The sequence below is a fragment of the Tranquillimonas rosea genome (assembly GCF_900111315.1).
In the GTDB taxonomy this organism is placed as follows: Bacteria; Pseudomonadota; Alphaproteobacteria; order Rhodobacterales; family Rhodobacteraceae; genus Tranquillimonas; species Tranquillimonas rosea.
In genome coordinates, this window is record NZ_FOGU01000004.1 from 112,297 (window position 1) to 132,865 (window position 20,569).

Annotated in this window: 18 protein-coding genes, 1 tRNA gene and 2 pseudogenes; 11 read left to right on the top strand and 10 right to left on the bottom strand. The window is 67.3% G+C overall.

The genetic code is table 11. The features are described from left to right. Positions 1-20 precede the first annotated feature (20 nt). The 7 genes and pseudogenes from BMZ25_RS07775 to purM form a co-directional block, all read right to left on the bottom strand. Positions 21-578: an HK97 family phage prohead protease gene (locus BMZ25_RS07775; RefSeq protein ID WP_177190418.1), complete on the bottom strand. Its 558-nt coding sequence runs from the start codon at positions 576-578 to the stop codon at positions 21-23. A gap of 31 nt (positions 579-609) precedes the next feature. Continuing rightward, positions 610-1,773 (bottom strand): phage portal protein, encoded by a 1,164-nt coding sequence (locus tag BMZ25_RS07780; RefSeq protein ID WP_092691469.1) that lies wholly within the window; start codon positions 1,771-1,773, stop codon positions 610-612. Between the two features lie 86 nt (positions 1,774-1,859). Further along, a pseudogene (locus tag BMZ25_RS07785) lies at positions 1,860-3,163 on the bottom strand (DNA-packaging protein). Continuing rightward, a complete protein-coding gene (locus BMZ25_RS07790; RefSeq protein ID WP_092691472.1) occupies positions 3,141-3,479 on the bottom strand; it encodes a hypothetical protein in 339 nt (112 codons plus the stop codon). Before BMZ25_RS07790 ends, BMZ25_RS07785 begins: the two are co-directional and overlap by 23 nt. A 240-nt stretch (positions 3,480-3,719) precedes the next feature. After that, entirely contained in the window at positions 3,720-4,880 is a 1,161-nt protein-coding gene (gene rnd / locus BMZ25_RS07795) for a ribonuclease D (RefSeq protein ID WP_092691475.1), read from the bottom strand. A gap of 77 nt (positions 4,881-4,957) precedes the next feature. Further along, entirely contained in the window at positions 4,958-5,542 is a 585-nt protein-coding gene (gene purN / locus BMZ25_RS07800) for a phosphoribosylglycinamide formyltransferase (protein WP_092691478.1), read from the bottom strand. A gap of 3 nt (positions 5,543-5,545) precedes the next feature. Next, positions 5,546-6,595, bottom strand: a complete 1,050-nt coding sequence (gene purM / locus BMZ25_RS07805; RefSeq protein ID WP_092691480.1) for a phosphoribosylformylglycinamidine cyclo-ligase — start codon at positions 6,593-6,595, stop codon at positions 5,546-5,548. 86 nt (positions 6,596-6,681) lie between these two features. Between purM and BMZ25_RS07810 the strand changes: the two genes are divergently transcribed. The 7 genes from BMZ25_RS07810 to BMZ25_RS07840 all read left to right on the top strand — a co-directional run bounded on the left by BMZ25_RS07810 (position 6,682) and on the right by BMZ25_RS07840 (position 12,051). After that, positions 6,682-6,954, top strand: a complete 273-nt coding sequence (locus tag BMZ25_RS07810) for a hypothetical protein (RefSeq protein WP_092691483.1) — start codon at positions 6,682-6,684, stop codon at positions 6,952-6,954. After that, positions 6,945-7,021 (top strand) — tRNA-Ile (locus tag BMZ25_RS07815). Before BMZ25_RS07810 ends, BMZ25_RS07815 begins: the two co-directional genes overlap by 10 nt. 208 nt (positions 7,022-7,229) lie before the next feature. Next, on the top strand, positions 7,230-7,442 hold the full coding sequence (locus BMZ25_RS07820) for a hypothetical protein (protein ID WP_092691486.1): 213 nt from the start codon (positions 7,230-7,232) through the stop codon (positions 7,440-7,442). Positions 7,443-7,733: 291 nt separating this feature from the next. Further along, positions 7,734-8,519: a HisA/HisF-related TIM barrel protein gene (locus tag BMZ25_RS07825; RefSeq protein ID WP_092691489.1), complete on the top strand. Its 786-nt coding sequence runs from the start codon at positions 7,734-7,736 to the stop codon at positions 8,517-8,519. 88 nt (positions 8,520-8,607) lie between these two features. Further along, positions 8,608-9,318, top strand: a complete 711-nt coding sequence (locus BMZ25_RS07830; protein WP_092691492.1) for a Crp/Fnr family transcriptional regulator — start codon at positions 8,608-8,610, stop codon at positions 9,316-9,318. A 204-nt stretch (positions 9,319-9,522) separates the two neighbouring features. Continuing rightward, complete coding sequence (locus BMZ25_RS07835) at positions 9,523-10,959, top strand: ATPase domain-containing protein (RefSeq protein WP_177190419.1); 1,437 nt, start codon at positions 9,523-9,525, stop codon at positions 10,957-10,959. A gap of 15 nt (positions 10,960-10,974) precedes the next feature. Next, the gene (locus BMZ25_RS07840) at positions 10,975-12,051 is read left to right on the top strand and encodes a sensor histidine kinase (RefSeq protein ID WP_092691500.1); all 1,077 of its coding nucleotides are present in this window, start codon (positions 10,975-10,977) and stop codon (positions 12,049-12,051) included. Positions 12,052-12,292: 241 nt separating this feature from the next. Here BMZ25_RS07840 and BMZ25_RS20430 read toward each other — a convergent pair whose 3' ends face one another. Both BMZ25_RS20430 and BMZ25_RS07845 read right to left on the bottom strand, forming a co-directional pair. Then, positions 12,293-13,450, bottom strand: a complete 1,158-nt coding sequence (locus tag BMZ25_RS20430) for a HEPN domain-containing protein (protein WP_143071503.1) — start codon at positions 13,448-13,450, stop codon at positions 12,293-12,295. A gap of 372 nt (positions 13,451-13,822) precedes the next feature. Further along, entirely contained in the window at positions 13,823-14,815 is a 993-nt protein-coding gene (locus BMZ25_RS07845) for a sugar ABC transporter substrate-binding protein (RefSeq protein ID WP_092691503.1), read from the bottom strand. Between the two features lie 239 nt (positions 14,816-15,054). Between BMZ25_RS07845 and BMZ25_RS07850 the strand changes: the two genes are divergently transcribed. The 4 genes from BMZ25_RS07850 to BMZ25_RS07865 are packed head-to-tail and all read left to right on the top strand — an operon-like array spanning position 15,055 to position 19,623. Then, positions 15,055-16,008: an ABC transporter permease gene (locus tag BMZ25_RS07850; RefSeq protein WP_092691510.1), complete on the top strand. Its 954-nt coding sequence runs from the start codon at positions 15,055-15,057 to the stop codon at positions 16,006-16,008. Then, positions 16,005-16,985 carry an ABC transporter permease gene (locus tag BMZ25_RS07855; RefSeq protein ID WP_092691513.1) on the top strand — a complete coding sequence of 327 codons (981 nt, stop codon included), beginning with the start codon at positions 16,005-16,007 and terminating at the stop codon, positions 16,983-16,985. The genes BMZ25_RS07850 and BMZ25_RS07855 overlap by 4 nt, the downstream gene beginning before the upstream one ends. Then, positions 16,982-18,499: a sugar ABC transporter ATP-binding protein gene (locus BMZ25_RS07860; protein WP_092691516.1), complete on the top strand. Its 1,518-nt coding sequence runs from the start codon at positions 16,982-16,984 to the stop codon at positions 18,497-18,499. The genes BMZ25_RS07855 and BMZ25_RS07860 overlap by 4 nt, the downstream gene beginning before the upstream one ends. After that, a complete protein-coding gene (locus tag BMZ25_RS07865) occupies positions 18,499-19,623 on the top strand; it encodes a Gfo/Idh/MocA family protein (protein ID WP_177190420.1) in 1,125 nt (374 codons plus the stop codon). Before BMZ25_RS07860 ends, BMZ25_RS07865 begins: the two co-directional genes overlap by 1 nt. 4 nt (positions 19,624-19,627) lie before the next feature. Here BMZ25_RS07865 and BMZ25_RS21050 read toward each other — a convergent pair. Continuing rightward, positions 19,628-20,557 (bottom strand): annotated as a pseudogene (locus BMZ25_RS21050) (extracellular solute-binding protein); the annotation flags it as partial. Between the last annotated feature and the right edge of the window lie 12 nt (positions 20,558-20,569).

Here is a 20,569-nt window from a genome sequence, read left to right on the forward strand (position 1 = left end):
TTGTGCTGATGGTCGGCGGGTCAGCTGCCCGCCAGCACCTCTCCGGCGCGGCGCAGCGCCGCCGCCATTTCTTCCAGCGCCGCCGCCTCGTCGGCTTCGGCCTTGCCGTTCAGCCGCGCCTCGGGAAGCATCGGGAACGTCACCAGCGACACTTCCCACAGGTCCAGCTCCGTGAGGCTGCGCCGCCCGCCCGCATCCTTCGTCGCCCGCACCGTGCGATAGCCGATCGACAGCCCGTCGATCGCGCCCGCCGCGATCAGCGCGGCGGCCTCCCGCGCCCGCGCCACGTCGTCCAGAAGACGCCCCCGCACATGCAGCCCGTGCGCGTCCTCGCGGACGTCCTCCCAGACGCCGATCGGCTGCGCCGGATCATGCTGCCACAGCATCTTGACCTTGCCGCCCCGCGCCGCCAGCCGCTTCAAGGCCGCCACGTAAGCGCCCGGCATCACGGTATCTCCTCCCTGATCCCGCACCCCGAAGAGCGAGGCATAGCCGGCGATCTCGCAGCCCTCGCGCATCGTCACCGCGCCGCCCGCCGCGCAGAACTTGCGCTCCAGTCCACTCTCTTCCGTCAACATCCGATTCTCCCCGTAACCCACTGGCATGAAATCATTCCCCGACCGGCAACCCCAGCAGAGCCCGCTTTTCCGCCGGGCTCAGGAAATCCGCCTCGGCGACCCGCCGCCACTGCGCCTCCCGCTCGGCCGCCAGTGCAGGCACGCCGTCGAGATCGGGCACCAGCTCAACCAGCTCAGAGAAATGCGCCGACAGCCAGTGGCTCAGCGCCGCCGTCACCCGGCCCGCCAGCGGCAGCACCGTCAGGCGATAGAACGCCCGGTTCGCCTCGGCGTAATTGGCGTAGGTCGCGTCGCCGGGTATCCCCAGCAGCATCGGCGGCACGCCAAAGGCCAGCGCGATCTCCCGCGCGGCGGCCTCCTTGGTCTTCTGGAACTCCATGTCCGAGGGCGAGAACCCCATCGGTTTCCAGTCCAGCCCGCCTTCCAGCAGCATCGGCCGTCCGGCATTGCGCGCGCCCTGGTGATGGCTCTCCATCTCGCCCAGCAGCCGGTCGTACTGCGCCTGCGTCAGCGTGCCCTGGCCCTCGCCCCCGCCGTAGACGATCGCGCCCGAGGGCCGCGCCGCGTTGTCCAGCAGCGCCTTCGACCAGCGCGAGGCGGCGTTGTGCACGTCCATCGCCCCCGCCGCGGCCTGCATCGGCGACAGACCGTAATGGTCGTCCTGCGGATGAAAGCTGCGGACGTGGCACACCGCCGCCGGTCCCTCGCCCACGGCAAAGCGGTGCGTCTTCGCCCCCACGGTGTAGTCATAGGCCACGGGCCAGCCGTCCGATCCCGGCACGACGCTCACCCGGTCGGACCGCAGGACATGCAGCTCCGCCGGCCGCCCCGACCCGGCCGCCTCGACATAGGCGTTGCCGCTCAGGCAAAGCTGGGCATAGATCGCCTCGAACAGCTCGGCCCGCCCCTGCGCCGCGTTCGGTCGTTGCACCAGCCGCAGCACCGGATGGCTGTCGAACCGGCGCGTCCCGTCCTGCAGGACCAGCGGCAGCGCGCCCGCCGCCTCGGCGATCAGGCGCACGCAGCGAAAGCCGACCGGATTGCCGATGAACCCGCTCCGCGTCAGCGACACCGCGTCGCGCGGGGTCCAGGCCACCCGCCCCGCAGTGCCATAGGCGATCACCGGCCCCGCGGCCGAGGCCTTCTGCTCGGGCGGTGCCTCCACCGGCCGCGGCCGCTTGAGAAAATCGAACATTCCCCGTCCTTTCCTTGCGGGCACGACGAAAAAGACCGCTCCCTGCCGGAAGCGGCCCCGTCATCCATGCCCCGATTTCGCCGTGGTCAGCCCAGGCTGCGCACCTGCGGATTGCGCCATGCCGCCGCCGGCGCCAGCACCAGGTCGTGCAGCGCCCAGACCAGCGCATCCACCCGGTCGGGCGAGCCCGATCCCTCGAACCCCTGCGCCGTCATCCGGCACATCTCATCCTCCAACGCGGCCAGCCCCGGCAAATGCGCCACGCGCCCCTGTTCGTAGAGCGCGGCCACCGGTTCAGCCCGCGCCGCCTTGCCACGGGTGGCGTGCACGCCGCGATAGGGCGCCAGCGGATCGATCTGCCGCACCACCGTCTCCACCAGGTCGCCGCCCTGGTTCACCTCGGCGACCAGCCGCTCGGCGCCGTGGCGATGCAGCGCGTCCACCGCCGCCTGCGCCCATTCCGTCGGCGTCGCGCCCGAGACGCTGGCATCCTCCAGCACCACGACGCGCCAATCCTGCGGCGGCCCGACCGTCACCGCGCCCGACACCACGATGCCGCAGGTGTCCGACCGCTTGCCGGAGGTCACCGGCGGATCCACCGCGACCACGATCCGGCTCAGGCGCGGCACCGTGTCCACCCGTGCCGCCTCGATCATCGAGGACCGCCAGAGCGCGCCCTCGGCATCCTCCAGCAGGACGCCGTCCAGCTCCTGACGGCCCAGCCGCGTGCCGGCATAGCGCGCCCGAACCGCCTCCAGGAACGATCCCGCCAGGTTCGCGGCGTTCGCCTCGGTCGGCGCATGGGTCACCGCCGTTGTCGGCAGGTCCAATAGCTCTTTCAGCACGCCCACGTTGCGCGGCGTCGTCGTCACCACCTGCCGCGGATCGTCGCCCAGCCGCAGGGCGAATTGCAGCATGTCCCAGGCCTCTCGCGCACGCTTCCACTTGGCCAGCTCATCCACCCACGCGGCGTCGAACTGCGGCCCGCGCGGGATTCCGGATCATGGGCCGAGAACACCTGCGCCACCGCGCCGTTCGGCCAGACCAGCCGCTTGCGCCCCGCCTCCCAGACCGGCCGCCTGTCGGCGGGGGAACACGCCATGATGCCGCTGTCGCCAAAGATCATCACCTCGCGCGCCTGGTCGAGCGTCTCGCCCACCAGTGCCACCCGAGACGCCCGGCCCGGCGACAGCGGCAGCGATCCCTCGACCTGCCCGCGCAGCCATTCGGCACCCGCGCGGGTCTTGCCCGCGCCCCGGCCGCCCATCACCACCCAGGACCGCCAGTCGCCCTCGGGCGGCAGCTGGTGCGCCATCGCCCAGAACTCGAAAAGATAAGGGAGCGCCAGCAGCGCCCCCTCGGTCAGTTCATCCAGGAACCTCTCCTGCACCTCCCGCGGCGCGGAGGCGATCAAGGCGGCCCCCGATCTCGGCGCGCACGGCGTCGAAGTCGAGAGCGTATTCTCTTGCGATGCCTTCAAGGCGCTTGAGGTGGTCTTCAAGGCGCTTCCTTTCGTCGAACAGCGTCTGCGTGGCGCGCCGGTACTCGGCCGCCTTCTGCTTGATCTCGGCCTCGGCCAGATCGTCCCGGTCCTTCAGGTACAGCTTGACCGCAAGGAAATCCTCCAACGCCTCGCGGTAATGCGCCTCCGCTTCAACCAGAAGCGAGCGCGCTCCCTCTCCGACAGAGGGTCTCTTGATCGTCATGGGGAAACCTGCCTCTCCAGGGATCTCCTCCGAGCAGACATAAAAAAACGGCCCGAGGGCAGCGCCCAGGACCGTTCCGTCACGTCTTCCAGCTTGACTAGATGTATACACCGGACCGTGCGCCGAGTCAAGCTTGACGGCCCGGCCCCCACCGCGCGATGGGGGCAACGATCCGTCAACACATCCGGATTACAGACGCTATTTCAAAGTCTTGCAGGCCGCGCCACGATCACGCCGGCCTCAGTCGACCTCGATCACCTCGACCTGCGCGCCCTTGGCGACCAGCCCGATCTCACCCTTGCACAGCCGCTCGGCATCCTTGCCGAACACCTTGCGCCGCCAGCCCCTCAGCGCCTGCGCGTCGCGCTCTCCAGCGGCAATGGCATCGAGATCGGCTGATGTCGCGATCAGCTTCTGCGCCACGCCAGCCGTCTCCGACTTTGCCTTCAGCAGCACCCGCAGCAGGTCGGCCAGTGCCACGTTGACCTGCATCTTGTCCCGCGACTTGTCGACCTGCGGATGCTCGGCGGGATCCATCGCCATGCCGGCCTTCACCGCCGCCAGGATACCCTCGGCGATCTCGCCCCGCCGCGCCTCGCGCAGCAGTAGGCGCGAGCGTCCCAGGTCTTCCACCGACTGCGGCTTGGTCGAGGCCAGCTCCATCAGCGCGTCGTCCTTCAACACCCGGTTCCGCGGCACGTTGCGCGATTGGGCATAGGATTCGCGGAACCGCGCCAATTCTTTCACCACGGCAAGGAACTTGCCGGAATTGGTCCGCGTCTTGAGCCGCTTCCACGCATCCTCGGGATGCACGGTATAGGTCTCGGGATCGGTCAGGACGGCCAGCTCCTCCTCGACCCACGGGCGGCGCCCGGTGCGGTCGAGATCGGCGGCCAGCTTCTCGTAGATCACCCGCAGATGGGTCACGTCCGCCAAGGCGTAGGATTTCTGCGCCTCGGTCAGCGGCCGCCGCGACCAGTCGGTAAAGCGCGAGGTCTTGTCCAGCTGCGCCTTCGCGACCTTGCGCACCAGCGTCTCATAGCCGACCTGCTCGCCGAATCCGCAGACCATGGCCGCGACCTGCGTGTCGAACAGAGGCACCGGAAAGACACCGCCCTGCACGAAGAAGATCTCCAGATCCTGCCGCGCGGCGTGGAACACCTTCACCACGCTTTCGTCGCGGAACAGCTCGTAGAGCGGCTCGAGCGACAGGTCGCCCTCCAGCGGGTCCACCAGGACCGCATCCTCCTCGGCGTCGCCGGGCACCGCCAGCTGCACGAGGCAGAGCTTGGAGTAATAGGTCCGCTCGCGCAGGAACTCGGTATCGACGGTAACGTAGGGATGCGACCGGGCCCGGTCGCAGAAGGCGGCGAGCGCCTCGGTCGTGGTGATAGTGATCATGCGAAGTGGCTACTTGTCCGGTCTCATGTCGTGGACGTGGCGCACCTGATACGCAATCGGGCCACGGAAGGAAAGGGTCAGCGAAGCGTCACCGGCAGCGGCCCATCCCCGGCGACCCGCCGCAGAACCTCGGGATAGAGCCTGTGCTCGGCCCTGAGCACCCGCGCCGCCAGCGTGTCAGACGTGTCACCGGCGACCACCGGCACCACCGCCTGCCCCAGCACCGGGCCCGCGTCCAGTTCGGCCGTCACACGGTGCACGCTGCACCCCGCCACCCGGTCGCCCGCCGCGATGGCGCGGCCGTGCGTGTCTAGCCCGGGATAGGCCGGCAGCAGCGAGGGATGGATGTTCAGCATCTTCCCCTCCCAGCGCGACACGAAGTCCGGCGTCAGGATGCGCATGAAGCCCGCAAGGCAGATCAGGTCCGGCGATGCGCGGCGCAGCTCGGCGTCCAGCGCCTCCTCGAACGGCGCCCGGCCGTCGTAGGCCCTATGATCGACGCAGGCGGTCCCGATCCCCATCGCCGCCGCCTTGTCGAGCCCGCCCGCGCCGGGCCGGTTCGACACGACCAGCACCGGCCGCGCCGGGTGCGCCCCGGTCATCGACCGCGCCAGCGCGACCATGTTCGAGCCCGAGCCCGAGATCAGCAGCGCGACCCGCATGGCTCAGGCGAAGTCGCCGGTAAAGCGCACGTCAGACCCCGGCTCGACCGCGCCCAGCGACACCACCGTCTCGCCCGCCTCGGCCAGCGCGGTGCGCACCGCCGCCTCGCTCTCGGGCGACACCACGACCGCCATGCCGATCCCGGCGTTGAAGGTGCGCAGCAATTCTTCGCGCGCCAGCCCACCCTCGGCGGCCAGCCATTCGAAGACCGGCGGCAGCGTCCAGCCCGACAGGTCGACATGGGCGCCCGCGCCCTCGGGCAGAACGCGCGGCAGGTTCTCGGTCAGCCCGCCGCCGGTGACATGGGCCAGCGCCCGGACACCGCCCGTCTGCAGAGCCGCCAGCGCGGGCCGGACGTAAAGCCGCGTCGGCGCCAGCAGGGCCGCGCCCAGCGTGCCCTCGCCGTCGCCGAACGGGCACGGCGCCTCCCACGACAGGCCCGAGCGCTCGACGATGCGGCGCACCAGCGAATAGCCGTTGGAATGGACCCCGTCGCTGGCCAGCCCCAGGATCACGTCGCCGGTCTGCACACCGTCGGGCAGCGCGGTGCCCCGCTCCATCGCGCCCACGGCAAAGCCCGCCAGGTCGAAATCGCCCGCGCCGTACATCCCCGGCATCTCGGCCGTCTCGCCCCCGATCAGCGCCGCGCCCGATTGCGCGCAGCCCTCGGCGATCCCGGCGACGACGCGCTCGGCGGCGTCCACCTCAAGCGCGCCGGTGGCGAAATAGTCGAGGAAGAACAAGGGCTCGGCCCCCTGGCACACCAGGTCGTTGACGCACATCGCCACCAGGTCGATGCCGATCGTGTCCAGGTGCCCGGTGTCGATCGCGATCCGCAGCTTGGTGCCCACGCCGTCCGTCGCCGCCACCAGCACCGGGTCGTCATAGCCCGCCGCCTTCAGGTCGAACAGCGCACCGAAGCCGCCCAGCCCCGCCATGACGCCGGCACGGGTGGTGCGCTTCGCGTGGGGCTTGATCCGGTCGACCAGCGTGTTGCCGGCGGCGATGTCGACACCGGCCTCGGCATAGGTCAGTCCGCGCTTCTCGCTCATCTCTGGGGCTCTCCTAGGGTCAGGCGCGCCCGCGATAGACGATCCCAACGGGCGGAACAAGCGCGGCCCGCACGTGTTGGCGGCACATGAAGCTTCATCTCTTGATTCCCACCCTCGCCGCTCTGGCAACCGGCCTCTCCGCCCTGACCGGCGTGGCTGCCCCGCAGGACGAGGCGCCCTCGCTCCGCGCGCTTGCCGAGATCGACGGCGACCCCGACACCTTCACCGATGCCGAGCGCGAGAAGATGGACGTCCTCGCCCGCGTCCTCGGCACCGACCCCAGCGCCGCCCCCGCCCGTCCCGCGGCGCTTGACGCACCCTCGCGCTCTGCTAATGAGACAGCGCTGGAGGGCCTGTAGCTCAATTGGTTAGAGCAGAGCGCTCATAACGCTTTGGTTGGGGGTTCAAGTCCCTCCGGGCCTACCAGCCTGCATTAAGCGCCCATGAGTTCAGCGCCTCTACCAACAGACCTGTCGGCGCTTCGACGCATTGCGCGACGCCCGGGCGGCCCCTCCGGAACGACCAATAATTTTCGCAAAGCCAACGGATTACCGTGCCCAAGCACCCTCCGCAGGCTGGCGGCAGCCGGCTTACCTGCCGTTGCCCCGGCCTGTCCCGACGCTAGCTCTTCGGCATGGACGGTTTCGTCATACAAAGCCAGCACGCCGAAGCGAGCGCCGAGAGCGGGTCGCGCAACGTCACCTGGCTCGCGATCGCGGAATCGGAGGCCGACGCGCTGGAGCTCGTTCCGGGCTCGAACCGCACCATCATCGAGCGCGGCATGCACGTCCTCGAGGAAGCGCGCGCCCGCGGCGTCCCGACCGGCGGCGCGATGATCCTGGAATAACGGCGCGAGCGCACCCGCGGAACGCCCCTCCCCGACAGGTCGCGGCGGCGGTTGCCGGACGCGCCGAAGTGGCGCAACATCCCATCACGTCAGATCGTTCCCGCCATCAGGGAACTTTTCCCTGGCGACCTACGTTCGACAAGTCGACGAGTGTTCAGTCAGCGGTGCGCGGCGACGGCGAAGTGTAGTCGCGGTTCCAGTTTCAAACGAGAACGTGCGCATCCATGCACCAACTTCCCCGGAAGCAATCGGGCGGTGTGTGTTGGCATGTGCTGACACGGAGGGACACCAGTGATCCTGTATCCAGAAATTGCAATCCGCGATGGCCAGTGCGTCTCGCATCCACGGGCTCCCGGCAAGCCGGAGGTCTACGGCGACGCGACGGAGATCGCGTGTGAATTCGTCGAACAGGGGGCCGAGTGGCTTCACCTGGTCGATCTCGATGCCGAAGACGACGGCGCGGAAGAGAACCTCGCCCTGATCAGCAATATCGCGGCGGCGGTGCCGATCCCGGTCGAGGTCTCGGGCGGCGTTCACAGCCTGGCGGATGTCGAGGCGTGGATGGCCGCGGGCGTGGATTCGGTCGTCATCGGCGACGAGGCGTATCGCTATCCCTCGCTGGTCGAGAGCGCCTCCAAGCGGTTTCCCTATCGTATCCTCATCAGCGTCTCCACGGACGGAAACGCCCTGGCCGGCCACACCAGCGCCAGCGGCCGGCCGATCGACCCGATCGCGTATGCCAGACGGTTCGACCGCATGGCCCTGTCCGGCATCGTCGTGGAAGAGACCGCCGACACGACGATGTCCCCGTCGGCCAAGCTCGCCGCCGCCGAGGTCATTGCCGCCCATGTCAGAACGCCGGTCATCGGAAGCGACATCATCCGGACCACGGGCCAGGTCGGGGGAATGGCCGCCAGACGAAAGCTCGCCGGCGCCATCGTCGGGGCGCCGCTCTATGACGGGGTCTTCAGCCTGCGCGAGGCGTTGAAGGAACTCTGGGGCGTCGACCCCGCCGAGGCGTGGTGGCGCAACGTCCCCGCCCCAAAAAACGGAGACAGCGCATCGAGCGGCACCTAGGATCCGAGCCGCTCGGCCGTAATGGTGTGCGCGTCCCGAGTAGCCCGGCGATCAGTGCGGTTCGACGCAGGCCCGGCATCGGAGCAGCATGGAAGTTCTGACAAGAAACCGCGTCCTGACCGCGCTGGACGGGCACGACCGAACCGCCATCCTCGCGAAATGCGAGCGTGTCGAGCTGACGGCCCGCACGCGGCTCGACCGTGTCGGCGAGACGACCAGCGCGATGCATTTCCCGGAAACCGCGGTCATCTCGACCATCGCGACCTACAGCGACGGCACCAGCATCGAGATGGCGAATATCGGTCGCGAGGCCTGCACCGGGATCGGCCTGATCCTGGGTCATCCGCGCCAGCTCAACAGCAACGAGGTCCAGCTGGCCGGAATGGCGCTGAAGCTTCCGGTCGAGGCGTTCGCGACCCTCCGCACGGCCCGGCCGGCATTCGAGGCGGCGCTGTTCTCGACCGTGCGGGCGGTGTTCTATCAGGTCATGGTCTCCGGCGCCTGCAATGGAGCCCACTCCACGCGGCAGCGCCTCGCCCGATGGCTTCTCACCATGCAGGACCGCAGCGACACGGTGGTGATGGACCTCACCCACGGCTTCCTCGCCGAGATGCTCGGGGTCCGCCGCGCGACGGTGTCCGAGGCGATGGTCACGCTGAAGGGGGAAGGCCTCATCGCGTATGACCGCGGCCGCATCCAGATCGCCGATCCTGCCGGGCTCAAGGCCGCCAGCTGCGAATGCTACCAGCTGGTGCGCAATGCCTACGCGACGTTACTCCCGGAAAACCGCAAGTATTGAAAGACCCTCTCCTTTATGTACGCTGCCGTACTGACAGGAACGATGCGGCTGTCTACAGTCCCGTCTTCCACCCTTCGAATTAGAACCAATGGCTATGGGCATGACGACCGATACATACCAAGACGATGCCGCGCGGTCGCCGATCGCGACCGCCCCCCTCCACGCATCCGGACGCCGCGGCGTCAGCCGGCGCGGAGTGCCTCAATGAAGGGCGAGACACCGCCGGGCGGCGATGACACCGGTGCGAAGATCGAGACCGGGGTGCGCGGCCTGGACCGGGTTCTGGACGGCGGGCTTCCCGCTGGCCGCACCTACCTGGTCGAGGGGGAACCCGGCACCGGCAAGACCACCCTGGCGCTGCAATCGCTCGTCCATGCCGCACGCCAGGGCCGGAGAGGTCTGATCGTCAGCGTCGCCCAGAGCGAGGAGGAACTCGCCTCCATCGCGGCCTCCCACGGGATGAGCCTGGACGGGATCGACATCGTCTCGCCGCAACTGGCGGATCACGGCGCCGGCGTCTCGGTCTCGACCGAGAGCGCCGATCTGCAGGCCCTGCTCGACACCGCCGTCGCGGCGGCGCAGGAGTATCGGCCGGACCTCTTCGTCTTCGACTCCCTGCTCGAACTGCGGCTGCTCTCGGCCAGTCCGATCGATTTTCGGCGCAAGCTGCTGCATCTGCAACGGGTCGCACGGGACCTCGGCGCGACGACATTGCTGCTCGACCATTCCGCCTTCGGCGCCGAGGAGAGCTTCGAGCGCGGCACGGTCCACGGCTCGATCCAGCTGCGGGCCGCAGCGCCGAGCATCGGCCAGATCGAGCGCACGCTGAACATCCTCAAGATGCGCGGCGCCACCTTCCGCGAGGGGCTGCACGACTTCCGCATCCGGCACGGCGGGCTCGAGGTCTTTCCGCGCGTCATCCCCTCCGAGCGGGGCGAGACGACGCTGACCAACGAACAGATCAGGGTGACCGAGCCCGCGCTGAACGAGATGCTGGGCGGCGGGCTCGAACTCGGGACCTCGCTGCTGATCGCCGGCCAGTCCGGAAGCGGCAAGTCCACCCTTTCGACCCTCATCGCGACATCGGCCGCCGCCGTGGGAAAACGCGCCTCGCTCTTCCTGTTCGAGGAACGCCCCGAAGTGTTCCGCTCCCGCTCCACCAGCCTCGGCATGAGCCTCGATGGATACGAGGCCGAGGGGCGGATCACGATGAACCATTTCGAACCGGCCGAGACGTCGCCCGGCGCGCTGTCGCGCCACGTGATCGACGAGGCGTCCTCGGGCTCCTCCGTCATCGTCCTGGACAGCCTGACCGGCTACCTGTCGGCGCTGCCCGCGCGCGACAATGCCGAGACGCACCTGCACGCGCTGATCCAGTACCTGACGCGGCAGGGATGCCTTGTCGTCCTCACGGTTGCGCAACAGGGGCTGATGGGCGAACCGCCCAGCTCGGACATGAACGCGAGCTACCTGGCCGACGCGATCATCATGCTGCGGCAATACCCCTCCGATGCCAGCATCCGGCGCTCGCTCGCCGTGCTGAAGAAACGCCACAGCGAACACGAGCGCGGCATCGAGGAGTTGATCATCCGGCCGGGACACGTGCATGTCTCGCGGATAGCACCGGATGTCCAAAGCTGAACGTTGAGGAAGTCCATGTCTTCTGACGGCGAACGGCAATCGGCCGAGCCCCTCCCCGCGTCCGACACAGCGTGTATTCTCGTTCACGCGCCCCTCGGCAGCGACGCGTCCGAAATCGCGCAAGCGATCGACGCCCCGGGTCGCCGAATCGAGATCTGCGCCGACCCGGACGCGTTGGCGCGCGCGGTGGGCACCGCGCCGTGCGACGCGCTGGTCATCGTGCTCGCCCACGAGGGGGCGGGCACGTGCGTCGGCGAAATCCTGGCCGGGATGTGGGCGCGCGAGCCTGAATGGTCGATGCCGCCCGTGGTCGCGCTACTGGAGCCGTCGCTTCCGCCGCCGCCCGCGGTGGAACGCCTGCGGCAGGACGATCGGCACCTGCCGGTGCTGGTTCTCGACCGTCCGGTGGGGCCCAAGGCGCTGGCCTCGGCGGTGCAGGCGCAGGTCAATTTCCGCGAGCGCCAGTTCGAGATCGCCCGCATGCTCGACGAGCTGGCAGCGAGTGAGCGCCGGCAGGCCTTCCTGTTGGACGAACTGCGGCACCGGACCCGCAACACGCTGGCCGTGATCACCGGGCTCTTCCAGTTGACCGCCCGCCGCGCGCCGGACCTCGAGAGCTTCCGCAGGGATTTCGGCGAACGGCTGTCCTCGGCGGTCCAGGCACAGACGCGTCTGTCGAGCGAGCCGAGCCAGGCGCTGTCGCTCAGGCAGATCGTCGAGACGCATGTGGTCCCCTACGCCATCGACCCCGCGCAGGTCACGATCGCCGGCCCCGAGACGACCCTGACCAGCCGCGCCTCGTTCGACCTGTCGATGGTGATGAACGAACTGGCGACCAACGCGTCCAAGTACGGCGCCATCTCCACATCGGACGGACAACTCGACGTCAGCTGGCACCGGCAGAACGGACGCACGATCCTCGAATGGCAGGAGAGCAACGGGCCAGCGGTCACGCCACCCGATTCCACAGGCCTCGGCACGTCGGTCATCGAAGCGCAGAACCTCGCCGCCAACGGCAGCGCCCGGATCGAATACCGCGAAGGCGGCGTCTACTGGCGGCTGGAGCTCGACCCGGGCGCACTGGAGTCGTGATCCATCGCGGCGGAGGCGCCCCACGCGATGTTGGCTGGCCGCCACGGAGGTCATCGTCTCGAATGGTTGGGGTGTGGGACGGAACTGCCGTTACTGCTCCGAAACTACAAGTCCTCTCTCGGCCCTCTACGGACATTCATGTAGCTCTCGACGAACGGTTGTTTTGAGCCCTCTTTAATAAATGCAAACTTGAAGAATTTTCCATAAGTGTGAAACCCATTCTGTACGTTCTAGGCTCAGGCTAAACTTCTCCATTCAAATCGATTTGATCGAAGTCGAACTCTTTGCCGCGCTTAGCAGCGACCAACAACAAATTTGAAATCGCGTCCTCACTTTCTTCAATAATATCAAAATCGTTATCCTTTGAAACATCTTCTCCATGCACTGCCCGACTGCGAACTTTATAGAGATTCTTAATTAGCTTTCGGTATTGGGCGCGTTCTTCATAGCTTTCGCCAAGAATGATTGCCGCACGCGTTGCGATCTTATGCGTCATTTCAGTGTTGCCATCACTGAGAAGCGCTTCAAGGGCGATACTGTATTCAATCGCTTTATTTGCGCATGTGTGTTTCCGTCGGGCGAGGCCGACGCGCGACAAAGCCACACGCATTTTTTCTTTAAGAGCCGGCATCATTGCGAGAAAAAGTTCGATGTTTGGAAGGTCATTGGATTGAAGCACTCGCCCTGAAGATACGGGCGCTTCTTGCGGGAACCCGGCGGTACCCCAACTGGCCTCGGCAGCTTGCAGTTCTGGATCCAGAAATTCAGTCCAATTGACGGTGAGCGCAGGGGCCAGACCCTTGTTTAATATACACCCGATAAGAACGTCTTCGATCGCAGAAATCACACCATGATTTATAGGTTGTTTTGGGACTTTTTCGGTCCTGTCGTGCCTAATTTCCTTAAAAGCCAACGCGTTAAAGTGGGTGCCGAGCACGTTCTGCAACGGGTGCGCCATCGATAGTGATCGAAAGGTAGTCACCTGGGGGCTATCGCCTGCTTGTTCGAAGGGTAAAATCGATACTCCATTTGAGAAATCCAATTTTTCTTTCACCATCAAACCAGATATAAGGCCTGCGTGCCTTATTCGGGCAGATTCAGTATTTATTACGCCACGATACCAATTAATTGCTCTGCTGGGACCCTGTGAAACAGCATAAGCAGCGAGTGATATTGCCCCAGTGTAGGGATGGATATGCAGCTGACCGATATCAAAAAACAGTTGCCCTTCGTAGGAAAGATCCTGGTGATTTTTAAGGCATTTAAATATTTCATCGATCAGGCTTGAATGAGCCCGAGCTACTGCGCTCGCAGCTGCAAATCCGCTTTGGGGCCGGGATGAAGTGCTTCTAGGAAGGCGCTCTAAGAGGGCATATAAATTATCGTCAGTGGTGTGCATCTGCATACTCCGCTGTCAGCTTAAAAATCACCTCGGCCTAAACCAGTAAGTCTGCCATTGGACCTAGATAGTCAACGATTCAGCGGAAGGCGACCGTCATCCATTCATATGGCGAGATGCTCGCGCATTAACTTTTCATTTGCAGGAAGCAGGAACTTAGGCCCGCGAAGCAGTCATCCGTACTGAGCGCAGCGAACGGCAGCTCCCCGCCGTATCGATATGTGCGCGGCGCGGAATTTTGCAGTTTGGACTCGGAGCAATCATCGCAGCGTCATCGACGCTGCCGGCGACAGCACTCGACCCACGACACAACCAAAAAGGGGCGCGCGCCGTGGCGCACGCCCCCACCGGGAGAGATAGGTTTCGCGGCGCCTACCAGGTGGGGCGCTCGAATTCCTCGACAGTCTCCGGCGTGACCTTGGGCGTCTCGATGGTCTGAAGCTCGGGCACCTCGATGCCGTTGGCCACCTTCACCGCCGTCTGGATCGCCAGGATCGCGTCGTCGACCGGGGATTGCTTGTTTGAGCCGGTCATCCAGCCCTCCTTCATCATGTCCCAGCCCTCGCCGAACTGGTTGGCGGTGACGACCTTGACGTCGCCCGGCGCCTTGCCCGCGCCCTTCAGCGCCGAGATCACGCCCAGCCCCATGCCGTCGTCGAAGGCATAGACCCCGTCGATCTGGTCGCCGTACTGGGTGAGGTAGGTCTCCATCACCGTCTGCGCCTTCTCGCGGTTCCACTCGGCGGTCTGGCTGGCGACGATGGTCACGTCGGGAAACTGGTCGGCCAGCGTGTCGAGAAAGCAGTTCTTGCGCAGGATCGACACGGTGTAGCCCGGCGTGCCCTCGACGACGACGATGTCGCCTTCGCCCTCCAGCGCGTTGCCCAGCATCTCGGCCGCCTGCGCGGCCTGGGTGCAGTCGTCCGGCCCGGTATGGGCCTGCACGTAGCGGCGGCCCGCCTCGCCGATGGGCGAGTTCGAGGTGATGACGGGAATGTCCCCGCGCGCCGCGTCGCGGATCGCCGGGATCAGCGCGTTCTGCGAGGTCGGCCAGACCACGATCGCGTCCATGTTCTGCGAGACCATGTCCTGGATCTGGTTGAACTGCGTCGCCGGATCGCCCTGCGGGTCCATCACCGTCGCGTCGAGCCCCAGCTCCTGGGTGTACTGCTCGGCCGTCTCGGCGTATTTCGCCTGGTAGGCGTTCGAGCCCGGATAGAGCACGGTGATGCCGATGCGCGTCTCCGACAGCGGCTTCCTCAGCTCGCCGCCCAGCCAGTCCGGCGCCTCCTGGGCCGCGGCCGTCCCGGCCCCCAGGATCACGGCGGCCGCCGCCAGGCGGGCAAGCGCGTTCGCGTTCTTCATGGTGTCCTCCCCATTTCTCGGTTCCGGCGCCGGCGGGCGGTGCTCCTCCCGCTCCGGCGCCATCCCCTTTGATCATCCGGGAGGGCGGCTCTTTCACAACAGCCATGATGTCCAAATCTGACCAAAGCCCGGAGTCCCGCGGTCACGTCCGCCCGGGACCGCGAGATTCAAAATGGACCGAATGACTGTGTTCGCGCCCCTGCCCCCCGCCGTAGCGTAAGGGACGGGAGGACATATCCATGACGATCAACTGGCGCGGCCTGCTGCAACGGCACGGCCTCATCCTGGCCTTCGGGCTGTTCCTGGCGGGCGTTGCGCTGGGCAACGACGCGTTCCTGACACCGGGCAATATCCTCGACGTGCTGCGGCAGGTGTCGATCACCGGGCTGATCGCGCTCGGCGTGACCTTCGTGGTGGTGACCGGGCGGCTGGACCTGTCGGTCGGGTCGATGCTGACGCTGCTGACGGTCATCGTGGTGGACCAGCACAACACGCTGGGCCCCGGCCTTGCCATCCTGTGCACGCTCCTGGCGGGGCTGGCGATCGGGGCGTGGAACGGGCTGCTCGTCGGCTACCTGGGGTTCAACGCGCTGATCGTGACGCTGGCGATGCTGTCGCTCCTGAACGGAGTGACGCTGTGGTATTCCGGCGGCTCCAACGTCAACGTCGTCGGCGCGGACCAGAGCTGGTTCGGGGTCTTCGGCCGCGGCAGCGTGGCCGGCATCCCGGTGCCGGTGATCCTGTTCCTCGGCAGCGCGGGGGCGGCGAGCTTTCTGTTGCGGCGCACGGTGTTCGGGCGCTCGGTCTATGCCGTGGGCGGCAACCAGGTGACGAGCGTGTTCTCGGGCATCGACGCGCGGCTGACGGTGTTCTGCGCCTACCTGCTGTCGGGGCTGGCGACCGCGCTGGCGGCGGTGGTCATGGGCAGCCGCGTGATGGGCGCGCAGAACACCATCGGACAGGGCTACGAGCTGACGGTGCTGGCCGGCATCATCCTGGGCGGCACGTCGCTGATGGGCGGCTCGGGCAGCATCTGGCGCACCGTGATCGGCATCGCGATGCTCGGCTTCATCCAGAACGGCCTGCTTCTGATGGGCTTTCCCTATTACGTCCAGTGGCTCGTGACCTGGGCGATCATCATCGCGGCGGTCTGGATCGACCTCGCCGCCAAGCGCGGAAAGGTGTTCGCATGACCGCAATCCACACCACCCCGCAGCGCGCGGGCGCCATGACGCACGCGACCCGCGCGCTGTTGCGCAACCATATCTGGCTGTTCCTCGTGCTGGCCATCGCCGTGTTCTCCGGCGCAACGCCGTATTTCCTGACGACGAACAACATGGGCAACATCCTGACGCAGGGCGCCTTCATCGGCATCCTCGCCATCGGCATGACGCTGGTCATCCTCAACGGCGAGATCGACCTGAGCGTCGGCGCCAACCTCGCGCTGGCCGGCGCGCTGGCGATCGGGCTGCAACCCGCGGTCGGCGTGTGGCCGGCGATCGGGCTGGCCTTCCTCACGAGCACCGCGCTGGGGGTGCTGAACGGGCTGCTGGTCGTCTTTTCGGGGATGCACTCGTTCATCGTGACGCTGGGCGGGCTGATCGGCATCCGCGGGCTCGTCTTCGTCTATACCGGCGAGAACGCCCTGATGGTCGAGGATTTCAGCTATACCGAGCTGGCCGAGGTCTATCTCGGGCCGCTGTCGCTGACGGCGATGATCTTTCTCGGACTGGCGGCGATGTTCCAGTGGGTCCTGTCCAGCACCCGCCACGGGCGCGAGACCTACTCGGTCGGCGACAACATCGAGGCCGCGCACGACGCGGGCATCAACATCAAACGGCACAAGGTCATCAACTTCGGCATCTGCGGCGCGATGGCGGGGATCGCCGGGATCCTCCTGTCGATGCGGCTGGGCACTGCCGAGCCCAATGCCGGCCGCATCTGGGAGCTGTGGACGATCATCGCCGTGGTGCTGGGCGGCACGCGGCTGCAGGGCGGCTACGGCAGCCTGTGGATGACGGTCGGCGGCGTGCTGACGCTGGCGGTGCTGCGCAACGGGCTGCGGCTTCTGAACACGCCGAACTACGTCGAGCTGATGGTCATGGGATCGGTCCTGATCCTGGCGCTCGGCCTCAACAGACTGGTGGAAATGCGGGAGGGCGCGCGATGAACCAGACGGTGCTTTCGGTCTCGGGGATCACCAAGACCTTTCCCGGCGTGCGCGCGCTGGACGACGTGAGCTTCGACATCCGCGCGGGCGAGGTGCACGCGCTGGTGGGCGAGAACGGCGCGGGCAAGTCCACGCTGATGAAGGTGCTGGCCGGGCTCTACAAGCCCGACAGCGGCGAGATCGTCCATCGGGGCGAGGCCGTGCGCCTGACCTCGCCGCTCGAGGCGCGCAACCGCGGCATCCTGCTGATCCACCAGGAGCTGTCGCTGTCGCCGGAACTGTCGGCGGCCGAGAACATCTATCTCGGCGCGTGGCCGACGAACCGGCTGGGCGTGCTGGACAAGCGCAAGCTGCGGGCCGACGCGCAGGCGGCGCTCGATGCGTTGGGTTGCGATTTCGGCGCGACCGCGCGGGTGGGCACCCTGTCGATCGCGCGGCAGCAGATGGTCGAGATCGCCCGCGCGCAGGCGTTCAACGCCAATCTCGTGATCTTCGACGAACCCACCGCCTCGCTCACCGAGGGCGAGAAGGTGCAGCTGTTCCAGACCATCGAGCGGCTGCGCGCCGCGGGCGTGGGGATCGTCTACATCTCGCACAAGATGGACGAGATCTTCGAGATCACCGACCGCATCACCGTGCTGCGCGACGGCGCGGTGCAGGGCACGGTCGAGACCCGCGACACCGGCATCGCCGAGATCACGCGGATGATGATCGGCCGCGACCTGGACAGCTATTTTCACCGCGCCCGCGCCGATTTCGGCGCCGAGACGCTTCGGGTCGAGGGGCTGACCAAGGCGGGGCTGTTCCGCGACGTGAGCTTCTCGGTCCGCGAGGGCGAGGTGCTGGGGCTCTACGGTCTGGTCGGCGCCGGGCGGTCCGAGGTGGTCGAGACGATCTTCGGCATCCGCAAACCCGACGCCGGGCGGCTGTTCTGGCGGGGCGAAGAGACGGCGTTTCCCAAGCCGCGCAAGGCGATCGAGATAGGCATGGCGCTGGTGCCCGAAAGCCGCAAGGAACAGGGCCTGATCCTCGGGATGGGGGGACGGCAGAACATCACCCTGCCCCACCTGCGCCTGTTCTCGCGCCTGCGCGTCATGCAGGAACGCCAGGAGCGCGCGGTGTTCGACCGCTACCGCGAGCGGCTGTCGATCAAGACCACCGGTCCCGAACAGCCCGTGTCGCTGCTGTCGGGGGGCAACCAGCAGAAATTCGTGCTGGCCAAGTGGCTCTGCGCCGAGCCCAAGCTGGTGATCCTGGACGAGCCGACACGGGGCATCGACGTGGGCTCGAAATCGGCCATCCACGAGCTGATCGCGGGGCTCGCCGAGCAGGGTCTCGCGGTGATCGTCATCAGTTCCGAGATGCCCGAGGTGCTGGGCGTCAGCCACCGGGTCCTGACCATGTCCGAGGGCCGCGTCGCGGGCGAGTTCTCGGGCGACAGCATGACCGAGCAGAACCTGATCGAGGCGGTGTCGCGGCAGGCGCCCGCCGCGGTGGAAAGCGAGGTGGCGTGATGCAGAAACCCGTTCTCGGCGTCGGCCTTGTCGGCGCGGGCTTCATGGGCCGCTGCCATGCCAACGCCTTCCGCTCGGTCGGCGGGCTGTTCGACCTGCCCCGCCGGCCCGCTCTGGCGGTTCTGGCCGACATCTCGGACGCGGCGGCGCAGCGGAACGCGGCCGCGCTGGGTTTCGCCCGTGCCACCGCCGACTGGTCGGCGCTGACCGCCGACCCCGAGGTCGATGTCGTCGCCGTCACGGCGCCGAACGTGCTGCACGAGCCGATCGTCCTGTCGGCCGTAGCGGCGGGAAAGGCGGTCTATTGCGAGAAGCCGCTGTCGACGACCGCCGCCTCGGCCCGGCGGATGACCGAGGCTGCGCATGCGGCAGGGGTGCCGACGCTGGTGGGCTTCAACTTCCTGCGCAACCCGATGATCCGGCTCGCCCGGCAGATCGTGGCCGCGGGCGAGATCGGCGAGATCACCGGCTTTCACGGCCGCCATGCGGAGAACTACATGGCCCGCTCGGACGCGCCCCATTCGTTCCGCACCGACCCCCATGGCGGCGGCGCGCTGGCGGATATCGGCAGCCACGTCATCTCGCTCGCGCGGTATCTGGTGGGACCGATCACGCGCACCTCGGCGTCCTGCCGCACGATCTTTCCCGACCGCCCCCGCGCCCCCGGCGCGTCCGAGACGGCGCCGGTCGAGGTCGACGACATGACCCATGCGCTCGTGACCTTCGCCAGCGGCGCCGAGGGCAGCATCGAGGCAAACTGGGCGGCCACGGGACGGACGATGGACCTGTCCTTCGAGATCACCGGCACGCGCGGCGCGGTGGCCTTCAGCCAGGAGAGGATGAACGAGCTTCTGCTGTGGTCGGGCATGTCCGGCCGGTCCGGCTTTACCCGGATCGAGGCGGGGCCCGAGCATCCGCCCTATGGCGCGTTCTGTCCCGCGCCGGGGCATCACCTGGGCTTCAACGACCTCAAGGTGATCGAGGTCGCCGAGCTGATCCAGGGCATCGGCGGCACCGGCCCCCTGTTTCCTGATTTCCGCGAGGCGCTGGCGGTGCAGGAGACGGTCGAGGCGATGCAGCGCTCGTCCGCCCGCCGCATGTGGGAGGACGTCCGCGCCGCCTGAGCGCTCAGTACCGCCCGTTCGCCCGCATGATCGCATCGACCCGGCCCTGCGCCGTGGAAAGCGCGTGGGCGACGGTGCTTTCGCCCATCAGCATAGCGTGGATCTCGGCCCCCAGCACGCCGAGGATGTCGTGGAACTCGGGCACCGGCGGGCGCGGCCATGTCTGCAGCTCGCCCCGCCGCTCCATCGCGTCGACGCGGCCGAAAAGCTTGGTCATCGCCTGCACCTCGGGGTCCGCCGAGGTCGAGAAGCGCGGGCTCGTCAGGTTGCCGTTCTGGGCGTACCACTTCATCAGTTCGGGCCGCGTCAGGTATTCCATCACCCGCCACGCCCGCTGCGTCCGCGCGGCCCCCAGCCCCGCCGGAATTGCCAGGGAGAAACCCCCGATCGGCGAGACGCGCCGCGCCCCCGGCGCCGCGGGATGGGGCACGTACTCGACCCGGCCATAGGCGGGCGAGGCCTCCTCGAGCTCGAACGAGCCCGCCCGGATCGTCCAGCCATAGGTCATCGCCGCGTGCCCCTGCGAGAAGATCGCGATGCGCCGGTCCCAGTCGCATTTCAGGCTGTCGCGATGGGCATAGGCCAGAAGCTCCAGCAGATATTCCGCGGTGGCCTGGCCCGCCGGCGTGTCGATCATCGGGCGGAAGTTCTCGCCCGTGATCTCGTCGAGGTCGAAGCCCTCGCCCCGCGGGGTCAGCGCGATCACCGGCTGGCCGAAATCGGCCAGCGTCTGCACGAAGGTATGCGCGACCGGCGTGCCGCGGCCGAAGTTCATCACGATACCCGACAGGTTCATCGCCGAGCGGTGCAGCGTCCGGGCCGCGAACAGCACTTCGTCGGTGGTGCTCGGGATCGCCAGCCCCGCCTCGGCGAACAGGTCGGCGCGACAGAACAGCAACTCGGGCGTCGGCTGGATCGGCAGGCCGTACTGCTCGCCGTTATAGGC